The sequence below is a fragment of the Sorangium sp. So ce363 genome, from assembly GCF_051520435.1.
GTDB classification, from domain to species: domain Bacteria; phylum Myxococcota_A; class Polyangia; order Polyangiales; family Polyangiaceae; genus Sorangium; species Sorangium cellulosum_B.
The window spans coordinates 10,926,112-10,950,924 of the sequence record NZ_CP150333.1; the positions used below are offsets into that span (position 1 = coordinate 10,926,112).

Here is a 24,813-nt window from a genome sequence, read left to right on the forward strand (position 1 = left end):
GCGCCGCGCTACCGGGCAGGGCGCGCGCACCGGACCGGCATCGATTTCACGCCGCTCACCCAGTTCGAGCGGAGCCGCACGGCCGGCCCGGCGAGCTCGAGATCGGGGAGCCTGCGCAGGAGCTCCTCGAAGGCGACCCGCGCTTCCAGGCGCGCGAGCACGAGGCCCAGGCACACGTGGGGGCCGATGCCGAAGGAGAGGTGCTCGTTGGGCGTCCGGCCGACATCGAATTTGTGCGGATCGCTGAAGACCGCCTCATCGCGGTTGGCCGAGACGTACCACAGCACCACCTTGTCGCCGGCGGCGATCCGCTGCCCGCTTATCTCGGTGTCCCGCACCGCGGAGCGCCGGAAGTAATAGACCGGCGGCGTGAAGCGCAGCATCTCCTCGATGGCGGTCGGGAGGAGCGAGGGATCGTCGAGCAGGCGCCGGCGCTGGTCGGGGTGCTCGAGGAGCGCGAGCATCCCGTTGGAGATGAGGTTCTTCGTGGTGTCGTGGCCGGCCGTGAGCAGCAGGTTGAAGAAGCCGCCGAACTCCGTGTAGGAGAGCTTCTCGCCGTCCACCTCGGCGGCCATGAGCAAGCTCAGCATGTCGTCCTTGGGCTCCTTCCGCCGCTGCTCGGCGAGCTGGTGCGCATAGGCGTTCATGTTGTGGAGCACGGCGTTCAGCTCCTCGGGCGTGACGCCATAGGCGGGATCGCTGGCCCCGAAGAACCGCGTCGTCCAGTCGAGCATCTGCTCCTGATCCTCGCGGGGGACGCCGAGCACCTCGAGGATCACGGAGAGAGGCAGCTTGCCCGCGATGTCGCTGGCGAAGTCGCACCCGCCGCGCTCGCAGGCGTCGTCGATGAGCCTCGTCACGAGCTCCCGCACGTGGCCTTCGAGGCGCTGGATGACACGGGGCGTGAACCCCTTGCTGACCAGCGCCCGGAACCGGGCGTGCCGGGGCGGATCCATCATGATCATGACATCGGGGTTGTCGCGCATGTCCCCCGGCGGGAGATCCTCGATGAAGAGGCCGCGCCCCGAGCAGAACGCGGCCGGATCGCGCGAGATGCGGGCGACGTCGGCGTGCCGCGTGATCGCCCAGAACCCCCTGCCCGCCGGCTCGCGGTGCCAGTAGACAGGCGCCTCCCGGCGGAGGATCTCGAAGCGATCGTGCGGCGCGCCGGCGAGGTAGAGGTCCGGATCGAGGACATCGACGGTTTCAGGGGTCATCTGGGCAGGATCTCCTCAGGAGCTTCGGGAGCGCAACCGCTTGCGACGCATTCTGAGCAGCGCGATGAGCGGGAGCGCCGCAGGCCATGGCCACGGGGGCTCTTCGCGACCCACGAAGCGGCACCCGCAGCCGCCCGTCGTGTCGCTGCTGGCGGGCGGGTCGCCGTTCGGGCTGGCGCCCGCGCCGCTGCCCGACACGGGGGTGCCGGTTCCCGCGCCGCCGGCGCCGCTGGCGGTCGCGCCGCCTTCGCCCGTGGTGCTGCCGCCGCTTGTGCTGGCGCCAGTGACCGCCGTGGCGGTGCCGGTCCCCGCGCCGCCGGCGCCGCTGCCCGTCGCGCCGCCTTCGCCCGTGGTGCTGCCACCGCTGCCCGCCGCGGCGCCGCCGACCCCTGCGCCGCCAGCGCCGCTGCCCGTCGCGCCGCCTTCACCCGTGGTGCTTGCGCCGCTCGTGACGGCGCCGCTGGTCGCCGTGGCGCCGCCGGTCCCCGCGCCGCCGGCGCCGCTGCCCGTCGCGCCGCCCTCACCCGTGGTGCTTCCGCCGCCGGTACCGCCGCCTTCGCCCGTGCTGCTGCGCGGGCAGCCCAGGACCGACACGTCGTCGATCGCGAGACCGGCAAGCTGGACGCTCGCGTCGCTGTCGAGGTGGAACACCACCTCCACTCGTTTCCCGGCGTATCCGCTGATGTCGGCGTAGTGCGTGCCCCATCCCGCGCTCTCCTGGAGCACCAGGTTGGAGCTACCGACGGTCGTGGTCATCGATGCGTCAAGGAACTCCCAGAGACGCCTGGCGTTCGCCCCCCCGACCTCTCGGATCTCCACCCACCCGTGATCCGAGGACGCGTTGTCGAGCTGGTACTTCATCGCCCAGCGGAGCTGGATGGGCGCCTGCACTCCGGACAGGTCGATCGGCGGGGAGACGAGGTCCTGATTCGAGCTCGCGTTGTACACGCCCGAGAGGTTCGTCTTCCAGCATTGCGTCCCGCCGTTGCACATCGCGATCGGCGCGGCGCTCGGCGTGCCTAGCGCCCACGCGTCGGCTGCTCCGGCGTGCGTGAAGCCCTGCGCGCCGCCCTCGAAGTCCGCCGACAGCCGGGTGGACGGGGCGTCGCCGCTCGAGCACGAGAGCGCGGGGATCGGCGCGTCGCAGATCGTGAGGCTCCACGCGGACAACACGCCGAGGTTGTTCGAGTTGTCCGTATCGTCCCGGAGCGTGAGCGTCCACCGGCCCCCGCCGTTCTCCCCATCGAACCAGTGCAAGCGGTAGTCGCGCTCCGGCTGCACCATCATGCCGTTCAGCAGGGTGAAGTGTCCGGCCGGGAACGCAGCCTCGTCGTCGATCGTGAGTTCGAGGTTCGGGTAGGTCCTGTCGCCGATATCGGTGAAGAGACCGTTGGTGTTGCCGGCCGGCGAGACGAGGTACACGTCCACGTCGGGGGGCATGGGATGGCTGAGCCGGACGCTCACGTTCAGGTCACCGATACGGGGCGCACCCGGGACGTCGATGAACGACGTCGTGGGCGCGCCGAAGAGGATCTCCCTGGGCACGTTCGCGCTGTCGTACGTGGTGCACCCCACGCTCGGCGTCGCCGGATGCACGCTCACGCTGAGCCCGTAATCACCCGCCGTCACCGAGCCGGTCACGGTCACCCTGTAGGTGCCCGCGGCCTTCACCGTCGCGAAGATGGCGTCCGAGTAGGGTGTCTCGACAGGCCCGGACTGGTTGTCCACCTGGATGTCGAACCCGGACCCGAAGGGACCGATCGCGAGCGCGGCGGCGAACTGCGTGAGGTCGCGCGTCGGATCCTGATCGAGGCTCGCGAAGAGGGTGTCGCCGGCGTTGAGGGAGAGCGAGTAGCTGTCGACGTCGCTCGCGTTGCTGTGCGTGCCAGCGATCCAGCCGGTCGCGGGGAGCGCCTGCGGCGTCGTGTCGTTCGGCTCGACCTCCGCCGTGGGCGCGCCGCTCTGCACCTTGAGGTGGAGGTCGTAGGGATGCAGCTGGATGGTCGGGGAGGGCGCGCGCACGCGCGCGTAGTAGGTTCCCGCGGTCGCGAGGGGCGTGCCAGCGATGCTCGGAGAGGAGCCCCCGAACGACCCGTTGAAGACGTCGGCCTCCAGAACGGTCGTGCCGTCCTGATCGAGGATGTCGAGGTCGGCGTCCTGCGACGCGGTGGAAGACGCGCTCATCACGGCCGCGTAGACGCGGCTCCCGGCGGGCGCCTGGAACGAGAAGAGATCCGTGTCGCCGTCTGGAAAGAGGTTGGCGCGCACGACCGTGTCGTCGGAGATGGCGTTCGCCTGCAGCGCCGTCCCGTTGGGCTCCGCCTCCGAAGCGAGCTCCTGTCCGACAGCCAAGTGCGCCCTGCCAAGGCCGTCGCCTTCGCTCGCGCCGCAGCCGGCGAGGATCAACGCTGCCGCCCCGTGTGCGACGAACGAGCTGATGACATCCCTGCTTCTCACGTCGTTTCCCTTCCGTTCAGCTGCCCAACAGCGCCCAGTCTCCGTGGCGGGGCAACATCATAGCTGCTGCCTCGACGCCGGTGCCGACCTCAGGAGCGGGGCGCCTGAGGTACGTCGCTGTGCGCTGCGCAGGCTGTGGAGAAAGACGGCTCCCTTGGATACATGGATAAGCTTTTAATATGGCGTCGCTTTTCCAGGGGGAGCGGGATGGCACGATCGGGTGGATTTCAGCCGGTTTCGAGGGGGTCGAGGCCGACGTCAACCTGCCGATGGCGAGCGCCAACCCCGCGATCACTGGTCGGCCGGACGATTCCGTGACGCTTCCGGCGGTGCCCTCGGTGCCCGCGCATGAGGCAGCGTCGGCGACCCCTCCCCGACCCGAAGCAGCCCGAGAAGCATCGCCGGCGAGCAACCCGCGCCAGGCGCTCGTCGCGACCCTAACGCAGACCATCGCCGCTGCCCATGCGGCGGGTGACCTCACGACGGCGCAGATCGCCGCTCGTACCCTCTCGGAGCTCCTCAGCGCGCCGCCGACGACTCCGCGGGTAGCGCCTATCGTCGACCTCGCCAGCGCCCGACGCGCGCGATCTTGAGCCCATCCTGAACGCCGCAGCGGCCGCGCTGGACGCTGTTGCCGCCCACCAGGCCGCGATGTACCACGAGAAATCGTACCGCTGCCGGGGCGTCGCGGTCGCCGCGCCAATGGCTCTCGTCGTCGTTCAAGGGTGACGTCCGCAAGGCCAGATCGATGCTCGCGCTATCCTGGTGGATGCTGCATCAGACGCCTGCACGGGAGCGCATCGTGTATATCCTCGTCGTGAGGACGAGCAGGTGAGCCAAATAGTCTGGAGCCTGAGCCGCCGCATGGGGCCGCCTTTCGCGCTTACGCCGGGGCTGCAGCCGCCTAGTCGCCCTGCTCACGAGGTGGCACCCTGCCTAGATCCGTCGACACGATCCGTTTCGCACAATATCACACAAGACACAGTCTGGGCTATGCCAAGCCACCTGCTTTTTGAAATCAAAGACTGGCAGCGAGCGAGGCGAGCGCGGGGCCAATATCTTCGTACATCTCGAGCTTTTTGCGAAGCTGCCGCTTGCGTTCATTAAAAACAGTACGCTGCACAGGCGCCACCAATGCCAAGGCATGATACGCGAAATAGGCAGACAGAAAACTTAGCTGGCTAACATTCCTCTCAAGCTCCTTCACGTCTGTTACCGCGCCTTGCAAACGAACTCGGATTCGATCCCGTGTGGCGGGAATGAGGACAACAAGAGCTCCCGCCAGCGCCAAGTGATCTATGCGATCTTGCCGAGTTCCACGTTTTCGGAGACGTTCGCCCGTAACCCTGATAGCATCATCCCAGAAACTCTGGGGCGCAAGTGCCTCGAATGTGCCGGCGACCTCACGGCCGCGCTCGAACCAGAGAGCGTAAAGGTTCCAAATAAAAAGACATGCTGGTGTAGAATGCACGTCGCCCAACGGCAGCCGAACCAAGAGTTCCGCGACAACTCGGAGGACCTTGACTGCGTCAGCCTCGTTCACTATTTGATCGCAGCAAATCCGAAGGAGAAACCTTGCCGACACAATCGTCCTAGGATCCCTTCGCCATTGATTCGTGTCGGGGAGTAAGGACCAGAGTCGAGATGCAATCTCAGGCCGCCTCTTGGGTCGCTCGCGCCAGACACAATGAACAAAGTTTATTGCTTCGTCTAGATCTTCAAACGAAACCTCCTGAAGCAGCATGCCGTCGAATCTAGCGAAAGCAGCTCGTCGAAGTCCGTCACGGCACGGGCTGATGGCGACGTTCTCTAGCACCGCAAGGCCCTTTGCTATCCCATGCCAGTTTGCCCGCTGCGCCGCTGAGTCGGCACCGTTCAATAGCGCTGCATCGAGTGACCCTCTCGCATCACTCGGGAATGTCATGATATTGTAGTACATAAATCCGGAGATGGCCTGAAAGCTACTCCGCTCAACCATGCCACGCCAGGCTTCTGGTGTTAACCTTGCGGCAGACGATAGCAACTGCTCCCGGATCGAAGTGGGCACATCTTGAAGAATGCGCGCCAGATCGTCCATATCGCCATTGTTAAGCAACAACCTCCACCAGCCCGCAACCCCGATCATCGCGAACAAATGCTGTAGACTTTCGACAGCATGGTGGCGGAGGTGCCGTATTGACAGGTTGCACGTTCCAATGGAGCGCATGGCGCCGATCGTTTTCTCAACTAGATCATTCGCGGTGGGCTGATCTAGCTCCTTGAGCATCGCGCGAGCTCGCGCAACGGACGAATTCTGAAGGATGTTCAGCAACTCGATCACTGTGCCGTTGCTTCGAATCAGTCGAAGCATATGGCCAACGCTAAGCTTGTTTTCTAGCATCTCGAGTTGGCTGCGACCATCGGACAATTTTCGCTTTCGCAAGTCACGCAAGGCTAACCCGACAGTGCCAATTGATCGTCCAACGCAGATGTTCCTATCCACCAGTTCATCGACCATGCCATCGTCGAGCCCGACGATCATTGCACTCGCGAATCGCTCAGATGCATTCTGGAGCCCCTTTAGAAGATCGACCAATGTGCCGTTGAGGCAGATCAGCCGAAGCATATGCTCGGCACCTAGCTTCTGTTCAAAATGCTCTAATTTACTTCGCCCGTCCGGCATTATGTGACCGGCGAATCCTTGCATGCGAAGGTGGATCGTACTGATCGATCGTCGAGCGGATAGCGTGTTATCGACCAGCGCCTGCACAGCGCTCTCGTCCATTCTGTTCAGTAAATCGGCGGTGAATCGAACGGATCCGTGCCGAATTATCTTCAACAGGTCGAACACTGTGCCGTTTTGCCGTATGAGCCGAACCAGATTGCCTGCCCCTATCTGATGCTCGATCTGTTCGGTGCGCTCTGCGTCAATATGCCGAACTATTGGAAGCAGCTGAACAAGCGCATCCACGAACGTGTATGCACTCAGCGACTGCGGCTCGGTCGATGCGGCCACAAGGGCCTCGCCAAGCATACGACGGTAAGTGCCACCGGACTCGGCACTGCTCGTTAATTGTGTCGCAAAGCTCAACAGTCGAAATTTTTCTTCGCCCGTCAGCGCTGCAACCAGATCCATGGTGCGAGACTCCGATAGGAGCCTTCTTCTGAAGAGACCATGATCCATGAGTCGAAGCCGAGTGTTCAGCATGCTCTTGAGCACTTGACCTCGCCGGGTGCGCCATGTCATGCTCTCAGAACCAAGGACCTTATCCGCATGCACAACTGCAACGTTGATCGGATCGAGATGTCCATGGGCTCTACATAGCGCCATAAATAGAAGTTCCGCGAGCGCGCGATGAACGAAGCGATATGCAAGGGGCCGACCATCTTCCACGATTAGTCGCTTGATCGCTGGCTGGTGCTTATATTCGATTGGATTGTCAAGCCATCCGACCTGGACTGGAACGTCGAATTGTGCAATCGCCGCAAGGTGTTCGAGGTTGCGAGCATCAATATTTTTTCGCCCGAAGTACCGTTTTAATGTGAGGTCCAACAATTCATCTAAATCTATCTGCTCTGGGCATTCGGGCGATTTGATCATCTCCAGAACATATTGAAGCAGTGCGAGGTCTCCGGCGGTAAGTGCCCACATGCGCTGGATCTCGGGCTGCGAAAGACTCGCCAGGTCGGGCCGCACGCGTTGAATAATCGCCTTAAATGTTTGTTCATTCGGGACAAGGTGAATTACTGTTTCATTCTCGAGGCACTCTTCAATAAGTTCTGCTTCGGGATCGATGGCTTGCTCTTCTTCTTGACGGCCGGAGTGGGCAGTCAGAATGAGGCCAATGGGCCGATCTCTACATGCGTAGAGGCTGCGGCGCATAATCCTCCCAGCCTTCTCGAAATCTTTATGGACATCGTCCAGGAGGAATATTGTAGGTCGAGTTGTGCGTGCCTTGATTCCATCAACAACGATATCCTCAGCAGTGTCTACCCAGTCGCTCACGACGAAGATCCGTTGGCAACGCACACCAAGATTGCGTGCCAATGCTAGCGCCGTGGTTGTTTTTCCACTGCCAGAAGGGCCGAGGAGCAGCACATGTCGACGTTGCTCGAACAAGCGAAAAAATCGTTCGGCGATAGCTGTGTCATGAACGATGTGGTTCTTCGCTTCCAGCTCGAGAAATCTATCGATGATGAGTTTGTCGCCAGATCCTGGAAGTAGCGCGCGAAATAGACCGCTGTTCCAAGACCGCACGTCACAGTATCGCTCGGCGGCTTGGTCTCCGAAAACATCAGCAACTATGTCTGGACGAGTGCGAAGAATGGCGTCGATAACATTTCGGTCTTGTATCTCAACTCCAATGCCGGTTCGTTTTGCAAATTCCGACTTTGCGTTCTCCAGCTCTTCGCGTTGCCGAAGATCAATTGGGCAAAAAAGGACAAACTTCTCCGGCCTGATCAAGCCATGCACATTCCCGGACAGCCAGTTGGACTCGAAGTGTTTGAGCCAGCTCTCCAAGTGGTGCATTCGAATTTGCTTCACGTTTTTGCATTGGTAGACGGTGCAGCATAGGCCATTGCCACAGATTAGGTCGATCCCGTACTGTGCTTGACCGTTGGTTCCGAAGTAGCGAGGAACATGGCCGTGTGCGACTAAAATGTGAAAACAAAGCCGCTCGAAGCCAAGTCCGCCGATCCGCTCATAGGGAAGTGTGTCCCAGGGACCTGGAGCCGGTTGTGCTTGGTTCCAGAATGGGTTCTCTAGATGCGCAATGGCGTCCTTGTCGGCCTTTGAGATGCCTAGCTCTCCGTAGACGATTGGTTCCATTTGGTTGGATTGGGCTATGGTGCTGAAAGACTGCTCATGTGGGCCGATGGCGGATACGCATAATAAGGCTACTCGTGAGCTATTGGCTGCCCGATCCGGGATGAGCGGGTAGACACCGGAGGACTACGCTGGCTACGCTCCGTCGCGTGCAGGCGTCCGGAGATATCGCTCCGGTTCTCGTCGTCGCTCCAGCTCCCCGCATGGCCACTCCAATCTACAAGGCCAGCGGAGATCTCGTTCGGTGTCAAGAGCAGCCCGTCCGGCTCGGGGGCACCGCCTGGGTCGCAGGTCCGCGCCGGCAGCACATCGACCCGCCCGCCGCCTGCACCCATCGCGCTAACACCCGCTCGCTCGCCTTTGCGCTGGGTCAGGGTGCAGACTCGGACCTGGGATCCGCCCCGCTGGCTGGGTGCCCGCCGTAAAGTTCCCATCCCTATGGTGCGAAGCGGTTCGAGGGCAGCATGCAGGTCACCGGAAGCGTGCCTTCCTCCCGTACCCCCGCATCACCCCCGCCCCCGCGTGGCCATGAGCCCTCCCGCGGTCGTCATTCCGTCCAATGTGTAGCAGCGTGCGGTCTCCGCCCCGCAACGGATCACAACCCATTTAAGGAGGGTCCCGCCTTCGCCCCCGGCATCATCCGCGAAAAGGTAGCCCGGCGCTCCTCCCGTCGTCCGGCTCGCTCTCGTGGCGGTCCCCGGATCGCGTCGCTGGGCACCGCGGCAACCGGCACGGCTCCCTGGAGCGCAAGCACCTCGACCGAGCTGCTGGACCCGAACGCTCGGCACCACAACGGATCACAGCACCCTCGATCTCGAGCTCCATGATCAGAGAAGGCACCGTCATCGATCCCTGCCCGGCCTCGGTCCACAAGTGCTGATCCTCCTCCTTCGAGCGCACATCCAGGCTCTCCAGCCGAATCTCCGCAAGGCGCGTGTTCGACCACGCCTCTGCCGCGGCCAACCTCTTCTCGCTCGTGGCGAGCTGCAAGCTCCACGGTCTCGATCCCGAGACCTACCCGGCCGAGGTCATCCGCGTCACCTCACCCCGCCGCCTCCGCCGCCCTCTCGGGCCACCGCGCCTCGAAGCGCGCGCCGCCCCCCGGGCCGCGCTCGTAGCGCAGCGCTCCCCCGTGCCGCTCCAGCCAGCGCGCCGCGACGGCCAGGCCGAGGCCCGTGCCCGGGTGCTTCGCGTCTCGCCCCCGACCCGTCACGAACGGCTGGAACAGCATCGCCTCGATCTCGGCCGGCACCCCCGGGCCGTTGTCCTCCACGCGCACGACCACGAAGCCGCCCTCGCCGCGCGTTGCCACCGCCCGGATCCGCCCCTCGGGGCTCCCGTCGAGCGCGATGGCCGCGTTCTGCAGGAGCGCCGAGGCGACGTCGAGGAACGCTCCGCGGTCGGCCTCGACGAAGATCGACCCGCCTGCCTCGGGCGCCACCTCGATGGGCGGCGCACCCTCGCCGACGATCTGCCGGACCTGGCTCGCCGCGAGCCGCAGCGTGGAGAGCACGTCGACCTCGCTCACCTCGAGCGGCCTCGGACGGCTGTAGCGGAGCAGGTCGTCGAGGAAGCGCCTCGCCCGGTCGACCTGGGCGCGCAGCGACGCCACGGTCTCGGGCCTGGCGCCCTGCCGCTCGAGCAGCTTCGCCTGCGCGGCGATGACCCCGAGCGGATTGCGGATCTCGTGCGCGACCGCGCTCGCAAGGCGGCCGAGCTCGGCGAGCCGCTCGGCCTGGTCGGCGCGCACCTCGACGCGCTCGATCTCGTCGGCGAGGTCGCGGACGCCGATGGGCCTCGAGAACAGCCGGCGCCCGAGGTGCTCCACGACGAGCATGCGCAGCGGATCGGACGGCAGCGCGGCGAGGAAGACGACGAAGGCGAGCCAGCCGAGCGACGCGCCGCCGCCCGGCGCGAGCGCGGGCAGGACCTTGAAGAAGACAACGAGCCCGAGCGACGAGAGGAGCGCTGTCAGGCCGGCGTAGGCGAGCCCCTGCGCGAAGACGCGGCGGGAGCGTCCCAGCTCGCCGATGAGCACGGCGTAGGCCACGAGCAGGATGGCGAGGAGCAGGAGCGGCGCGCCGAGGAGCACGTCGCCGAGCCGGAGCACACGCAGCACCACGACGAAGCCGCCGCCGAGCGTCGCGAGCACGCTGCCGAAGAAGAGCGCGGCGATGCGCCGCCGCTGGAGCCCCCGGGCCGCGAGCGCCGCGCGCCCGAGGCGAACGCCGACCACGACCCAGGCGACGCCCATGACGACCGAGAGCGGGAAGAACAGCGGTCCCGGCGAGCGGGCGCCAGGACCGTAGAGGAGGCGCGGGTCGACGGCCCCGAGCAGCGCGACCGCGGCGCACACGGCGTAGGCGAAGACGACGGGGCGGCGCGAGGCGCCGGCGATGTCGGCGTAGGCGTGGGCGAGGCCCGCGGAGACGATGATCCCGCTCGGGATGACGTGCTCGGCGAGGACGAGCGTGCCGTCGGTCTCGAGCAGGATGAGCCCCGTCACCCAGAAGGCGAGGAAGAAGCAGAGCGCGACGAGGCCGCGGCCCACGTTGCGCCCGAGCCGCAGCGCGGTGACCGCGACGGTCACGGCAGCGGCCCAGAGCGGGTAGTACGCGAGAGCGACCAGGGGTCTCACACGGCCTCGGCGGGGTAGGAAGCCCCGACAATAGCGCCAGAGGCCCCGGGGGCGCGAGGTGTCCACGGCGTGGACAGCGGCCTGCCCATGGCCTGGGCACCGCGGCCCGCCGCCGCGCCTCGATCCGGTCGATCAGCGCGGATCCCGCGGATGGCACGGGCGCTGCTGAGAGGCCTGTCGAGGAGACGAACCATGGCAGACCCGGTCGAAAGCTATCTCATCGCGGTGTACGGGGCCTATGCGGTCATCAGCGTCGGACTGACGATCTGGATCGCCCGCACGCTCTTCAAGAATGGATCGGTGTTCCTGGAGGAGGTGTTCGCCGACAACCCGAGGATGGCCGAGGCGGTGAACCGCCTGCTCGTGGTGGGGTTCTACCTGGTGAACCTGGGGTATGCGTCGCTGATCCTGAAGGCGGAAGGCTCGGCGACGATGACGGAGGCGGTCGAGGTGCTGTCGTCGAAGCTGGGCCTGCTCTTGCTGTCGCTCGCGCTGATGCACTTCACGAACCTCCTCGTGTTCCACCGCATCCGCCGCCGCGCGAAGCTCGCGGTGCTGCCGCCTCCGGTCGCGCCGCAGATGCGCATCGATCCGCGCACGGCGCGCGCGGAAGAGGAGATGGCCGCGCAGCGAGAGCGCCGGCGGGCCGTCGCGGAGGTCTCGGCGTGACGAGCGCAGACGCGGGCGTGAGGCGCCGTGGCGCCTCGCGCTGGCGGCGCGGCCAGGCGCCCTGGCCTCCGCGCTGCGAGGAGAGCGGGCCATGATCGAGCGAATCACCGTGCTCTATGACGCCGAGTGCGCGCTGTGCACGCGGTGCCGCCACTGGATGGAGCACCAGACGGCGCTGGTCGAGATGGAGTTCCTGCCCGCCGGCTCACCCGAGGCGGCGGAGCGGTACGGGGCGGTGCCCTGGCTCGGCGAGGAGCTCGTCGTGATCAGCGATCGCGGCGAGGTCTGGGCCGGCCCCGCGGCCTTCATCGTGGCGCTCTGGGCGCTCGAGGGGTATCGCGAGTGGTCGTACCGGCTGAGCGGCGACACGCTCTCGAAGATGGCGGAGCGCTTCTTCCACGCGCTCTCGGGCAACAGGAAGTGGCTCGCGGGCTGGTTCGGCCACCCGTCCTGCGCGAGCGGCTCCTGCCGGCTGCCGGGAGCGCCGGCGGCAGGGCCTTATCGGTGAAGAGAACTAGGGGAGCCATTGCCCCACCTCGGCGATGGCGCGGGCGACCCCCACGATCGCCGCCGCCCCGCCCAACCGCAGCAAGAGCGGAGAGAGCTCGGTGAGGCTGCCGAAGCCTACCAGCATCCCGGGGAGGTCGCCGGTCCAGTCGTTGCCGAGCTCGTTGCACATGACCATGGCTGCATCGGGAAGGGCCATCCAGGGCGCGCAAGCCGAAAGGACGCGCAGCGCCAGCCGGTCGCCGTGAGCCCAGTACGCGGACATGACCTCTCGCACGGCCTTCTCGCGCATGTCCTCGGGGAGATCCGGCAAGATGCCCGCGAAGCTGACCATCCGAGATTCCCCTTCTCGGCTCTCCGCGAGACGCCAAGCTTCGTCGGGTGAGAGATCCGTGGGTCGAATCACCATGTCCCTCGACAGATACCCGTCGACCTCGTCGTACGTCGCGCCCGCGCGGATCCGGCGGGTGCGCTCGGGGTCCGCTGAGCTCGGGTCGGTTGCCACGTAAGGGATCGGTCGGGGAACGATCTCGTCGAGACCTGCGCATGCATCCGTTGCCCATCCCCGAACCAGCTGCTGCTCCGATCCTGTCAAGAGGGAGGCGAACGTCACCAGCGCCTCGGCGCGCTCGCGCATGGCTCCAGTCGGCTTCGTCACATCGACCGTTGGCTCTACATAAGGCGCCGTGCGATAATCTACTTCTTCGATACCTCCCTCCTTCGCGAACAAGGAGGCTTCGACCAGGGCGCACCGAACGACAACGCAGAGAAGCGTTGCCCTCTCTTGCGCGGCCGCTGCAGCGCGCTCCGGACGGCAGGCTTCGATGAGCGCGTCCTCGGCGGCGTAACGCGCGCGACGAGCGTCAGTGGTGAACCCGACCAAGCCTCCGGGATGGCTCATCCAGATTCGGAGCCACTCGGGTGACACGAGCGTCAGCAAGTCAAATATTGATACAGAGCGCCGCTTCATGTGGGCGCCCAGGTACTCCACGAGGTAGGATGGCCACGCCTCGGGCGAGATGGCTCCGCGCGTGAGCGCCGCCAGCCCCCTCACGATGAGGGCATCTTCGATGGACGCGACCTTGTTCGTTTCCATCGTCCAACCTGCACGAGTCGCGTCGTCGCGGAAGGAGAATTTGCCGTCGTCGCTCAGCAGGACGAGCCGCTGAGCAGCGTGCGGTCCGTCCTTGAAGGCCTCAACCTCGGTTGTGTCCAAGCCCAGTGCCGAGACGAGATCATCGTTCGATACGGGTGCGAGCACCGTCCCGAGCGCATCGAAGAAGCGAACCGACGAGGGGGCCACGTCGCCAGCTCTCTCGACGGTTCGCTGCGCCTGCGCCGTTCCTTCCGGAGATTCGCTCTCGCTCGCAATCAAGAAGACACTCGTCTTCTCCCGAGACCAAGCGAGGCGTTCATGCAACCCCAGGCCGCGTGCGGAAGAATCCTCCGGACTGGTGGACACAAGGATGTGTGCCCCATCGTAGGCCTCGCCCAGGAAAGGCATTCGTCTATGAGGCCATCCATCCGCCGCCCTCTCGATCCCGTCCACTATCACGAGCAACTGGGGACATTCCTCGTCTGGAACCGAGGAGACCGAATCGACGCCTCGTAGCGCCATTCGGATTGACAGCATCAGCTCCTCGGGGCTCCGCGGTCGACTGAATACTGCTGTTTCTGAGCTCCGAAACAAGCCAAACAGCAGCTTCAGCACGTCGCGTTCGACCGCTGTTCCCAGGCACGGGCTTACCGGTACGAAGATCACCTCGGCCGACTTGCGCTCCACGATCGACAAAGCCCATCGCGCCAAGAGGGCCGTGCGCGCCGCGGGATTGGCGCTCACCACCATCCCGCAGGGCGGCCCGCCGACAAGCCAGTCGTCAAGCTGTGTCAGCAACGGAAGGATGTCGGGCGAAGTCGGCCGAGCGCGAATCTCTTCCGCAATGGTCCGCCAGAACGAAGCAAGGCCGCGGTGCGATCGGGCATAGCCTCCCTCCGGGCCGCGCAAGGATTGGAGCGCATCTCGTCTCACGGCGAGCTCCTGACCGCCAGTCGAGTCGTCGAACCCATCCGCCCACGTACGTCTGCTCATCGAGGTCCCTGGAATACTTTCGCGGTTGCAGGATGATAGGTCGTCGCGCACCCGATGTGGACGCCCACCGCGACCCCGGCGACGCCCATCGAGCCCTGCCGCCCTCCGCCTGGACGGCCCGCGGGCGGTCCCACGACCCGTGCACACCCGGCGGAGCGATGGCCGCGATCGCCGCAGCGCCAGTTCACTCTCACTGCAATCGCTGGAGGCGTCGCCACGGGACGCATGGCCTCCGGGAGAGCCGCTCGCGGTACCCAGGAGAGCGCCTCGTTGCGCTATTTGTCTGGTGAATGCCCAAGGATGTACCCACCAGCAGGCCAGGCGAGGTCCCGCCCGCGGCGACGACCGAGGAGAAGGCGCCTGTGATCCTGCGCGGCCTGCTGCGGGTGTTCCGTCTGCGCCTTGTTTACTCCGGCGACGACCTCCTGAACCCGCCGGTCATTTTCACGCCGTCGCGAGGTGCGACGCCCATGGGGCGGGAGGTGCGGAGCGGCATCGCCCTGCCCCGCGACGCTCGCGCATCGCGGCTCCACGCGACGCTCCACACAGACGCGCTCGGCCGGCTGCGGGTCGTCGATGAAAAGAGCCGCAACGGCACGCACGTGAACGGACGGCGCATCGACGAAGCGTTGCTGGACGACGGCGACGTGCTCTCGATAGGTGATTCGTACCTGGTGGTCCGCGCCGAACCGGAGCCTCAGACCGACGCGCCGGTGCCATCGCTCCTCGGCGACGCTCCCTCGATGTGCGCGCTGCGCGCCGCTATCCACCGCGTCGGCCCCACCGAGGTCACGGTGCTGCTCCTCGCCGAGAGCGGCTGCGGCAAGGAGGTGGTGGCGCGCGCCGTGCACGACGCCAGCAAGCGGCGAGGGCCGTTCGTGGCCGTGAACTGCAGCGCCATCCCCGAGAGCCTCGCCGAGAGCCAGCTGTTCGGTCACCTGGCCAACGCGTTCAGCGGGGCTGTGGCCCGCCCCGGGCTGTTCCGCGCCGCCGACGGGGGCACCCTCTTCCTGGATGAGGTCGGCGATCTCCCGCAGGGCGTGCAGCCCAAGCTCCTTCGCGTGCTGCAGGATCGCATGGTGCTCCCCGTCGGGGCGACAGCCCCGGTCGCCTGCGACGTCCGCATCGTCGCCGCGACGAACCGCGACCTCACGGCGGATATCGCGGCGCACCGCTTTCGCGGCGATCTCTTCGCGAGGCTCTCGGAGTTCCCGCTCGGGATCGCGCCGCTCCGCGAGCGGCGCGAGGACGTGCTGCCCCTGCTCGATCACGCGCTGGGCCGGCCCCGCCCGCGCGTCAGCTCCGCGCTCGCGGAGGCGCTGCTCCTGCATCCATGGCCCTTCAATGTTCGCGAGGTGTTCGCCCTCGCCGCGCAGCTCCGCATTCGCGGCGGCGAGGCCGGCGTGCTGGATCTCGAGCTCGTGGCCGACCGGCTCGGGCCTCCGTCCGGCGCAGCACCCGCAGCTCCACGGACGACCACCTCCGACGCGCACCCTTCGTCGGCCCCCGCGCCCTCCAGCGAGGAAGATGCGTCGAACGCGGCCGACGAGCGGGAGCCTCCGCCCGATCGAGCCCAGCTCGAGGAGCTGCTCCGCGCGCACCGCGGCGTGGTGGCGGACATCGCGCGGGCGACGCGCCGGTCGCGCAAGCAGATCTATCGATGGATTGCCCATCACGACCTCGATGTGCAGCGCTTCCGCCGCTGACGTGGCCGCTCTCCGAGCGCGAAGCAAATTACAGCGTGAACGGCATCGCATTGGCCCCCGCTGCTTCGCGCAGGCCGGGGCATCGATAGGTCGTTTTCCCCCATCGTTCACCGTTATAGGATTCACCCGAGCCGTTCGAGGCCGCCGAGTCTGAACCGAGGCGCAGCGTGGATTCACTCCTCAGATCGAGCATCGGCCAGTACCTCATCACCGAGGAGATCGGCCGTGGGGGGATGGGGGTTGTCTACCGCGCGGTCCATCGGAGCGTTGGACAGCTCGCGGCGGTCAAGGTGCTCTCCAGCCAGCTCGCCCGGGATGCGAGCCAGCTTCGTCGGTTCACCAATGAGGCGCGCGCGCTGAGCCTGGTCGATCATCCTGGGCTGGTGAAGATCTTCGATTTCGGTGAGACGCCCCAGGGCGAGCCGTACATCCTCATGGAGTATCTCCGAGGTGAGCTGCTCCGGAGTCGCCTGATGCGATGCAAGAGGCTCGCCCTTCCGGAGGTGCTTCGTATCGGCCGTCAAGCGGCGTCGGCGCTGGCGGCGGTCCACAAGAACGGGATTGTCCACCGCGACCTGAAGCCCTCGAACATGATGCTCGTCGCCGACGACGAGGCGTCCGGCGGGGAGCGCCTGAAGCTGCTGGATTTCGGCATCGCCCGGTTCACCGAGGACAAGGCCGATCTCACCGCGCCGGGCTCGGTGCTCGGAACGGCGATGTACATGTCGCCCGAGCAGTGTGTCGGCCAATCGCCGGTGGACAGCCGATCCGATGTCTACTCCCTGGGCGTCGTCCTCCACGAGCTGCTCGCGGGAGAGCCGCCGTTCACGGGTGAGCCCGTCGAGGTCCTGCGCATGCACCTCTTCCAGGATCCGCGTCCTCTGAGCGAGGTCGCCCCGGAGGTGCCCCAGGAGATCTCGAGCTTGATCCGGCGCATGCTGGCGAAGGAGCCGTCGCGGCGCCCGGATATCGCCCAGATCGCCGAGGCCATGCGCCGCGACATCGCAGCGACGCCCGCTGTCACGCCGGCGGCGGTCGTGGGATCCGCAGCGGCGTCGACGTCAGCAGCGACACCGGAGGCGGGGTACGCCGGCAGGACGACCGTGAAGAAGCCGGCCGTCCGGGAGACGACCCCGCACGAGAGGGGATCACGGCCAGGCGGAACGAAGATCGCCGAGGCGGCGGAGGTGGCTCCGTCCGAGGCCGCGCCGTCACCCGGCCCCGGGGCCGACAACACACCGGAGCAGATGGAGGTGCGCGTCGAGCGCACCGAGACGCAAGAGGTCACCGCGTCGTCCGCGCGGCCGCAGGGGCGGGGCCTGGTCGGCTTGCTCGCGATCCCTGCGCTGCTCGTGACCGCGTCCTATGGCCTCGTTCGCGCGTACAGCAACGGCGTCGGCGGCGGACCCGCGCAGGCTGCGCTGACCAGGAGGCTCCCCCTGAAGGCTGCGCTCGTGGCGAGCGCACCAGCGAGGCCCGCGCCCCCGGAGAGAGCGCCCGTGACGCTGTCCAACATGGTGCGGCTCCAGGGAGGCCAGTTCCGGATGGGGAGCACGCTCGCCGAGATCGACGCCGAGTGCCAGCGCCTCGGGCCCGAGTGCCGCCGGGACCTGCTCGAGCGAGAGCAGCCCGTGCGAGAGGTGACCGTGTCCCCCTTCTACATCGATGCTTACGAGACCACGAACGCGGAGTTCGCCGCGTGGCTCGATGTCACCTCGCCGGCGCTCGACATCAAGGAGGATCCCGAGCACCGCATCCAGCGCTACGTACACGAGCGCGCGCGCGGCTATCTGCTGGTCGATCTCTTCCCCGAGTATTCGGGGATCCTCCTGCGCCCGGAGAGGCGCTTCGTGCCCCGGCCGGGCCACGAGAACAAGCCGGTCATCCAGGTCACCTGGGACGCCGCCTCGCTCTACTGCAAAGCCCGCGGGAAACGCCTCCCCACCGAGGCCGAGTGGGAGTTCACCGCGCGTGGAGCGACAGCGCGCCGGTTTCCGTGGGGCTCGGATCCACCTCGCTGCGACGGGGTCGCCTTTGGCGTGTACGAGAAGGGCCTCTGCGAGAGGTCTCCGAAGGGCGAGCAGGACGTGGGCACGTCCCCGCAGGACAGGACGCCGGAGGGGGTCTGGGACCTCGGCGGCAATGCAGCGGAGTGGGTGCAGGATCAGTTCTTGCTTTCTCACTATGAGCCATGCGGCGATTGTATCGATCCCGTGACGGAAGGCCCTGGCGTGTCGCGCGAGGAGGACCAGCGCATACGCCGCGGCGGTTCATGGCCGGCGCTGGATGTGATGTCTCGAGGTGTGACGCGCGGCCGCTCGAAGCGCATCGAGGGTCGCTCCGGGCTCGGGTTCCGGTGCGCCTCGCGGTGAACCCCCTCGCCGACGGAGGGCGGCGAGCAGGGCACGGCAGCGGCCGCATGACCAGGAACGGACGGAGAGGGCGCTCCACCGCCCGGCGCCCTCGCTCGCGCAGCTTATCGGTCCTCGTGCGCTTCAATCATCCAGACAACACGCCTCCAGGAGAACATGGTCATGCCGATCCGGAACACCGCTGCGAGACCCAAGCGGGCAACACAGTCCACGACGGCTCCAGCGAAGTCAGCCAATAAAAAAGCCAGGAAGAGCGCCCCCTCCACGTCGAGCGACGAGCTCCACCGCCTGCGGTGGGCGCTCTCGGTGCTCGTCGGCGATACGACGAAGAACCTCTCCGCCGCCGCGACCGAGAAGTTCCTGGCTCCCGCGAACACGAAGATCGCCTTCGAGGGAACGGTCGAGCAAGACGCGTACGTGTACCTGGTGCAGGTCGCCGAGATCACTCGGACCATCACGACGTACCCGCTGGATGGCGAAGCCATCCACGCCAAGACCGGCGAGGCCACGCGCATTCCAGCCACGGGGTGGCTCGTCACCCCCACCCAGGGGAAGATCCTCGCGTTCAGCTCACCGACACCCCTCCGTCGCAAAGAGATCGCCGCCGCGCTCGCCGGTCGCGATCCGGCGCCTGGACAGGCGGGTCACAAGGACGCCAGGCCCGCCGAGTTCGGCACGTTTACCGACGCCAATGGCATGAAGGCTTCCCAGATCAACCCCTCGGGCCCAGCAGATCCTCTCATCACAAAGCCAAAAGCCGTCACCACGCAGGTCGGACGATAAAGGCGCTGCGATCGACGTTGTCGTGCGGCGCGCCGCGCGCACGCGCGGCACGTCACCGCGCGTGACCTGCGCGGCGGACGTGCCGGTCGCCCTGCGATGAGCCCAGGCGCCGTGGACGTCGAGCCATCAGGCGCTCCGATGACGAAAGTCGACGAGGATCATGCTCCCGGTCCCCTCGATCCTCGCCGTGGGGGTCTGCAGGGAGAGCGACTGCTCGCGGCTCCATTGCTGGACGCTGTACGTGACGTAGTGATTCAGATCGTCCACGGTGACGAACCGCTTGCGACCCGTGCTATCGGCGGCGCCACGGAGCCCCTCGAGCACGAACGACGTGAACACACCGAGCTTGGCTTCCGGACGCTCCATCGCGATCTGCTGGGAAGTGCTGCCCGAGAGCACGGCGATGCCCTCGGCGAGCTCGAAGGCCTCGTGGACGAACCCAGGGTCGAGCGAGGGAGCGCGGGGCGCCCGGCCGAGATCGACCCCAGCGTGGCAAGCATCGAGGACGAGGATCTTGCGGCGGGCGGGCGACTCGAGGAGGATCTTCTTGATCCTGTCGACCGAGAGGGACGTCTCGGAGAGCACCTGATTGCCGGTATCGCGAAAGAGGAGATGCGGTTTGCCGTCGTGGAGGGTGCCATGACAGGAGAAATGCACCAGGAGCAGGTCATTGGGGCTCAGCCCACTGGCGAAGAGGCTCAGCTCCTGCAAGACGCGGTTGCGCAGGGGCAACATGCGCTCTTCTTCGACGTCGTCGTGCATCGACTTCACGACGGCGTAGCCCAGCTCGTTCCTGAGTGCGTTCCCGAGCGCGATGACGTCGTTGACACAAAAACGCAGATTGCCGAGGCTGCGGTCATCGTAGCGGCCCACGCCGACGAGGAAGGCATAACGAGCGGCCACGGGACCGAGCACTTGCGCCTCCGCGGCGGCGATGGCGCGCTCCGCCTCGGTATCAGCGATGCGCGCTGCCTCATCACGGCGGTCGGGAGCCCGCTGTGCCCTCGCCGTCGACCCCTGGTCGAGCGCCGGCTGCTGGATCGGCTCTACCGCACGCATCCACAGGATGCCCTGGTTGTGCGCGGTCCGCGCCGACAGCGGCGTCTGTGGGGGCGGCGACGAAGGCAACGGCGATGACGCAGCCAGCGCCACACCAGCGGAGTACGGAGCTGCGCTGGCTGTCAGAGCTTCGGCGGTGAGCTGCTCCGTGATCAGCGTCCGGAGCTCATCGTGGAAGGGGCGAAACGTGTCCTCGGCGCCCGGGGTCGTGAAGCGCTGGAGAAAGGGGCGCGTGACCCGCAGAAAGGTGGTCGCGTGGAGGTGGCTGCTCCAGCCGGTATGCGCGGCGATGGTCGAAAGGGGGAGCGGTGAAGGGGCGGCGCAGAGGACGGCCAGGCTGCGCTTGACCAGCACCTCCGACTCGGCCGGCAGGTGGTTCACGCGGCCCCATAGCTTGATGAAGACGTCACGCAGCGTGCGGGGGAGCGGACTGCGGAGGCGGCCCTCGGGGGGCAACCGCCGCAGCCACTCGGCGAGCTCGACGGAGTAGAGCATGTTGCCCTGGGCGCGCTGCACGGCCTCATCGGCGACGTAGGCCGGGAGGCCGAGCTCCCGGACGACGCCGTCCCAGAAGGCCCGGCACGCCGCGTGATTCGAGGGGAACCATCGCGGGGCGTCGAGGTCGACGTGCGCCGGGGCGTAACGCATGAACCAGCTGAGATCCGTGGTAGGGCGCGAGGAAGCGAGCAGGACGACGCGCGGCGGGAGCGGCGCGGGGAGCAGGCGGGCGAGATCGGAGTGACCCCTCTCGTCTTCCGCCTCGTCGAGGTCATCCATGACGAGGAGGAGGCTCATGGACTCCGGCTCCAGGACACGCCTCGATATGCGCTCGACGAGGTCGATGAGGCGGCGCTCGGGGTGCGCATTCCTGTCGCGCATGTCGATGAAGCGGTCCTCGAGCTGCGTTGCGAGCGAGCTCGCGACGATCTCGGGCCGATCGAACGCGGTGGTCCTCAGGAAATGGGAGGCGACCGCCCAGCGCGCGCTCCCCGGGCGCGCTCGCACGTTGCGTTCGACCTGCTCGGCCCAGCGCGCGAGGTGCCGGCTCGCGCCGGCGATCACGCCGCGCACGCGCTCGACCTGGCAGGTCGCGGTGACCCGCTGAAGATAGCTGGCCAGGATCGCGCTCTTGCCGACGCCAGGGGCCCCCGTGACGAGCACCGTGGTCGCGCCCTTCCGGAAGAGCGCGTCGATCTCGTGGAGCACCTCGTCGCGGGCGAGAAGCTGAGGATGGTGCTGGCGCTCGCCGCCGAGATTGACCCGATCGCCAGATGCTCGATCGCCATGATGCGGGGTCATGCTGCTTACGTGATTCGAGTTCTGGACGGCTGTCAAGGGGCTGCTCGCCGGCCTTGGTATCGACCTGTCCTCGAAACATCGCCTCTCGGCGTCGTCTCCTCACACCACCTGGCCAGGACTCGCCTGCGTCGGCTCTGAACGTAACCATGCTGGGCTGTGGAGCGGGTCGTTGCGGTCCGCGTGTGCGTGTCGTCCGACGGCGTTGGCTGGCGATAACGCGAGCGCGTGATCGCGCGATCGCCAGCCGCTTCCGGGCGGCCCACGTGCGCGCCCGCGCGCCGTCCCATGGCCACCGCGCGCCGTCCCATGCTCCTCCGGCCTTGGCCAGGTCGCGCAATGTCGGCGTGGGCGTGGAGGACGCCCTCGGGGCGACGAGGATCCCGCTCCGAAGCACGCGCTCGGCGAGGGCCAGCGTGCCTGGCTCGGGCGGCGTAGTACCCACGCCGGCCCGGCAGTGAGCCCAGTCACACAGCACATCTGCTTGGCACCTCGTGTGCAATGACGAGGAGGACACGCGCTGACGGACAGCCCGATCGACAGGTGTTCTGCGATGGGGACATGGGCCGTCATGCCGGATCCGATTCGAGGACAAGGGCCCATTGGCTTTTTCCGGAGGTGTCATCATGGCATTCTTTCAGCATCTCAAGCGTCAGGACGAGCGCGGCGCCGGCTGGGATTTCCTGGCCCCGCGGATGCGTCTCAAGCACGTTGCGCTCATGGCGCTCACGGCCTCGACCGTCCAGCTCGGCTGCGTCGGCGACGAGGACGTCTCGCAGGCGGTGTCGGACGAGGAAGACATCGCGAGCGAGGCAGCCGCGCTCTCGCTCTACCAGCAGAACCCCGTCGGCAACCTGTCCGTGCTCTCGCCCGCCGAGGGCGCGCCCTACGCGATCGCGACCAAGAGCGCATGGACCTCGGCCCCCGGCCTGTCCAGCGCGGTCTATTCACACGCGGGCGACAACCTGGAGATCAGCTTCAGCGCCGAGATCTACGCCACCAACACGGTGTGGCTGCGCGCGCTCGTCGACGGCGCGCCGGTCTCGCCGAGCGACGTGAAGATCAAGATGGGCAGCGAGAACTTCGACGGCACGCGCTCCTTCACCTTCGTGAAATCGGGCGTCTCGGCCGGTCAGCACATCGTCGAGATCCAGTGGTACGTGGTGAACGGCGGCGACGCCCAGATGCGCGATCGCTCGCTGGTGGTCAACTCGGCCGCGCCCTTCAGCGGCGACGGCCGGCTCGCCGTGGCCGCCGCGCCCAGCGGCCCGGACCTCGTCAAGACCACCACCGCCTGGGAGAACGTCCCGGGCCTCACAACCCAGCTGACCACGAGCGCCCAGCAGGACCTCATCGTCACCTTCTCGGCCGAGGCCGCCTCGAACAGCGGCCGCCTGTTCGTGCGCGCGCTCGTCGACGGGGTGGACGTGGGCAACGTGACCCTGCTCCACGCCAACATGTCGAACCGCGGCGGGACGCGCAGCATGACCTTCGTCGCGCCCAGCGTGCCCGCCGGCAACCACACCGTGCAGATCCAGTGGTCCGGCGACACCGCCGGCGGCGACATCCGCCTCGGCGACCGCACCATGGCCGTCTCCGCCGCGCCGGCCTCGGCCCCGGGCGGCTCGACCGCGGCGGCCACCATGCAGGGCCCGCCGGTGCCCTTCTCCGGCCTGACCTGGACCAACATCCCCGACCTCTCGGTCAACCTCAACACCCAGGCTCCCGCCGAGAGCGCGGCGATCACCTTCTCCGGCGAGGTCTACTCCTCGAGCGGCCGCCTGTTCCTGCGCGCCCTGGTCGACGGCGTGCCGGCGCAGCCCGGCGACGTCACCCTCATCCAGGGCGAGCCGCTCATGCGCGTGAACTCGCACACCTTCGTGCTCAAGAACCTGCGCCCGGGCAACCACACCGTGACCCTGCAGGCGCGCAGCGACACCGGCACCACCGCCAACATCCGTGACCGCTCCCTCCGCGTGACCGCCAAGAGGCGCTCGGGCTCCGATTTCGCCCAGGCGTTCATGGGGATCGGCCAGGGCTACGGCCACTCGCCGCGCGTGCGCACCCACAAGGCCCTGGTGCTGTGCATCGACCCGGTCCGCCCGGATCACGCCGCGCCCTCGCTCTCCCAGATCCTCAACTACCACGAGGGCGGCGACGGCGGCATGAGCATGAAGGGCTGGCTGGCCGACAACACCGACGGCAAGCTCGCCTTCGACAGCTTCCAGTACGTGAACTGCGGCCCGTTCGCCCAGGCGCCGGCCGCGCACCAGGGCAACTGGTACTGGGACACACCCGGCGGGCACGCCGAGGCCTGGCGCGACGCCATCCGCGCCGCCGACCCGAGCATCAACTTCCACAACTACGACACCAACGGCGACGGCAAGATCACCCGCGACGAGCTCGTCCTCATCGTGGTGCGCCCGCAGAACTCGGCCTACGGCACCAACCGCAGCGTCGACGTGGCGGTCGACGGCAACTCGACGCCCATGAACTTCGACCTCCTCGACGTCTACCTATCGCCGTTCGACTCGGATCGCCGCAACGGCGTGGGCCTGCTCGCCCACGAGCTCACCCACCGCATCCTGGACGCGCAGGACATGTACGGCTGCGACTCGTCGAGCACGGCGTCGAAGTACTTCGACGCCATGTACTGGCACTGGCAGGCCACCCACATGGGCCCGTTCGAGAAGCTGAAGAGCGCCCTCGTGACCCCGGACCTCGTCGAGATCGGCTCGTGGACCACCCAGACCTTCCCGCTGGCCTCGATCGAGACCCGCAAGGAGGTCACGCTGCTCTGGGACGCCGCGCGCGGCGACAAGGAGTACTTCCTGCTCGAGAACCGCTGGGGCGCCGGTGACGTCTACGACTCGCCGCTCGGTTCGAGCGTGGTCGTCTGGCACATCGTCGAGGACCCGACGCTGGCCGCCCAGTACCCGCCCGCCGGCGCCGAGAGCTGCAGCATCGTCCACAAGCAGGTGCGCAAGCTCGGCCAGCTGACCGTCGATGGTGAGGCCCGCGAGCTCTTCTGGGCTGACGGCACGAGGACCAACATCACGGTCACCGCGCGGGGCCCGTTCGGCGAGCTCACCAACGTGGAGATCAAGAAGCAGGGCCTGATCGTCCTCCCGTTCCCGCGGCCAACCGTCCCCCCGATCCTCACCAAGTAGTCCGCTACGCGGACAGGAGAGGACGTGGCGCGCGGCTGCGCGG

General features: G+C 67.0%; 13 protein-coding genes. 7 read left to right on the plus strand and 6 right to left on the minus strand.

Annotated elements, in window-relative coordinates; translation table 11 throughout:
* Positions 1-8 precede the first annotated feature (8 nt).
* Positions 9-1,217 (minus strand): cytochrome P450, encoded by a 1,209-nt coding sequence (locus WMF12_RS41115; RefSeq protein WP_437854079.1) that lies wholly within the window; start codon positions 1,215-1,217, stop codon positions 9-11.
* A 15-nt stretch (positions 1,218-1,232) separates the two neighbouring features.
* A complete protein-coding gene (locus WMF12_RS41120; RefSeq protein WP_437854081.1) occupies positions 1,233-3,674 on the minus strand; it encodes a proprotein convertase P-domain-containing protein in 2,442 nt (813 codons plus the stop codon).
* A 179-nt stretch (positions 3,675-3,853) separates the two neighbouring features.
* Between WMF12_RS41120 and WMF12_RS41125 the strand changes: the two genes are divergently transcribed.
* Positions 3,854-4,267: a hypothetical protein gene (locus WMF12_RS41125; protein WP_437854083.1), complete on the plus strand. Its 414-nt coding sequence runs from the start codon at positions 3,854-3,856 to the stop codon at positions 4,265-4,267.
* A 425-nt stretch (positions 4,268-4,692) separates the two neighbouring features.
* On the opposite strand, the gene WMF12_RS41130 is transcribed toward WMF12_RS41125, so the two are convergent.
* Positions 4,693-8,484 carry an AAA family ATPase gene (locus WMF12_RS41130; protein ID WP_437854085.1) on the minus strand — a complete coding sequence of 1,264 codons (3,792 nt, stop codon included), beginning with the start codon at positions 8,482-8,484 and terminating at the stop codon, positions 4,693-4,695.
* A 1,039-nt stretch (positions 8,485-9,523) separates the two neighbouring features.
* Positions 9,524-11,119 (minus strand): ATP-binding protein, encoded by a 1,596-nt coding sequence (locus WMF12_RS41135; protein ID WP_437854087.1) that lies wholly within the window; start codon positions 11,117-11,119, stop codon positions 9,524-9,526.
* A gap of 192 nt (positions 11,120-11,311) precedes the next feature.
* Between WMF12_RS41135 and WMF12_RS41140 the strand changes: the two genes are divergently transcribed.
* Positions 11,312-11,788, plus strand: a complete 477-nt coding sequence (locus tag WMF12_RS41140) for a hypothetical protein (protein WP_437742209.1) — start codon at positions 11,312-11,314, stop codon at positions 11,786-11,788.
* Positions 11,789-11,879: 91 nt separating this feature from the next.
* On the plus strand, positions 11,880-12,296 hold the full coding sequence (locus tag WMF12_RS41145) for a thiol-disulfide oxidoreductase DCC family protein (RefSeq protein WP_437712446.1): 417 nt from the start codon (positions 11,880-11,882) through the stop codon (positions 12,294-12,296).
* 6 nt (positions 12,297-12,302) lie between these two features.
* Here the strand turns inward: WMF12_RS41145 and WMF12_RS41150 are convergent, their stop codons facing one another.
* Positions 12,303-14,189, minus strand: a complete 1,887-nt coding sequence (locus WMF12_RS41150; RefSeq protein WP_437854089.1) for a hypothetical protein — start codon at positions 14,187-14,189, stop codon at positions 12,303-12,305.
* A 485-nt stretch (positions 14,190-14,674) separates the two neighbouring features.
* Here WMF12_RS41150 and WMF12_RS41155 point away from each other — a divergent pair, with 485 nt between their 5' ends.
* From WMF12_RS41155 to WMF12_RS41165, 3 genes are all read left to right on the plus strand, one after another.
* On the plus strand, positions 14,675-16,090 hold the full coding sequence (locus WMF12_RS41155) for a sigma 54-interacting transcriptional regulator (RefSeq protein ID WP_437854091.1): 1,416 nt from the start codon (positions 14,675-14,677) through the stop codon (positions 16,088-16,090).
* A gap of 167 nt (positions 16,091-16,257) precedes the next feature.
* On the plus strand, positions 16,258-18,462 hold the full coding sequence (locus WMF12_RS41160; RefSeq protein ID WP_437854093.1) for a bifunctional serine/threonine-protein kinase/formylglycine-generating enzyme family protein: 2,205 nt from the start codon (positions 16,258-16,260) through the stop codon (positions 18,460-18,462).
* Positions 18,463-18,618: 156 nt separating this feature from the next.
* Positions 18,619-19,245, plus strand: a complete 627-nt coding sequence (locus WMF12_RS41165) for a hypothetical protein (RefSeq protein ID WP_437854095.1) — start codon at positions 18,619-18,621, stop codon at positions 19,243-19,245.
* A gap of 126 nt (positions 19,246-19,371) precedes the next feature.
* Here WMF12_RS41165 and WMF12_RS41170 read toward each other — a convergent pair whose 3' ends face one another.
* Complete coding sequence (locus WMF12_RS41170) at positions 19,372-21,603, minus strand: caspase family protein (RefSeq protein ID WP_437854097.1); 2,232 nt, start codon at positions 21,601-21,603, stop codon at positions 19,372-19,374.
* Positions 21,604-22,226: 623 nt separating this feature from the next.
* Here WMF12_RS41170 and WMF12_RS41175 point away from each other — a divergent pair.
* Entirely contained in the window at positions 22,227-24,770 is a 2,544-nt protein-coding gene (locus WMF12_RS41175; RefSeq protein ID WP_437854099.1) for an EF-hand domain-containing protein, read from the plus strand.
* Positions 24,771-24,813: the final 43 nt, after the last annotated feature.

Bases quoted from the DNA above. Each gene is read 5' to 3' on its own strand.
- WMF12_RS41165 (WP_437854095.1), top strand. From the start codon at position 18,619: ATGGTCATGCCGATCCGGAACACCGCTGCGAGACCCAAGCGGGCAACA.
- WMF12_RS41115 (WP_437854079.1), bottom strand. From the start codon at position 1,217: ATGACCCCTGAAACCGTCGATGTCCTCGATCCGGACCTCTACCTCGCC.
- WMF12_RS41155 (WP_437854091.1), top strand. From the start codon at position 14,675: ATGCCCAAGGATGTACCCACCAGCAGGCCAGGCGAGGTCCCGCCCGCG.
- WMF12_RS41170 (WP_437854097.1), bottom strand. From the start codon at position 21,603: ATGACCCCGCATCATGGCGATCGAGCATCTGGCGATCGGGTCAATCTC.
- WMF12_RS41145 (WP_437712446.1), top strand. From the start codon at position 11,880: ATGATCGAGCGAATCACCGTGCTCTATGACGCCGAGTGCGCGCTGTGC.
- WMF12_RS41140 (WP_437742209.1), top strand. From the start codon at position 11,312: ATGGCAGACCCGGTCGAAAGCTATCTCATCGCGGTGTACGGGGCCTAT.
- WMF12_RS41175 (WP_437854099.1), top strand. From the start codon at position 22,227: ATGGCATTCTTTCAGCATCTCAAGCGTCAGGACGAGCGCGGCGCCGGC.
- WMF12_RS41125 (WP_437854083.1), top strand. From the start codon at position 3,854: ATGGCGTCGCTTTTCCAGGGGGAGCGGGATGGCACGATCGGGTGGATT.
- WMF12_RS41130 (WP_437854085.1), bottom strand. From the start codon at position 8,484: ATGGAACCAATCGTCTACGGAGAGCTAGGCATCTCAAAGGCCGACAAG.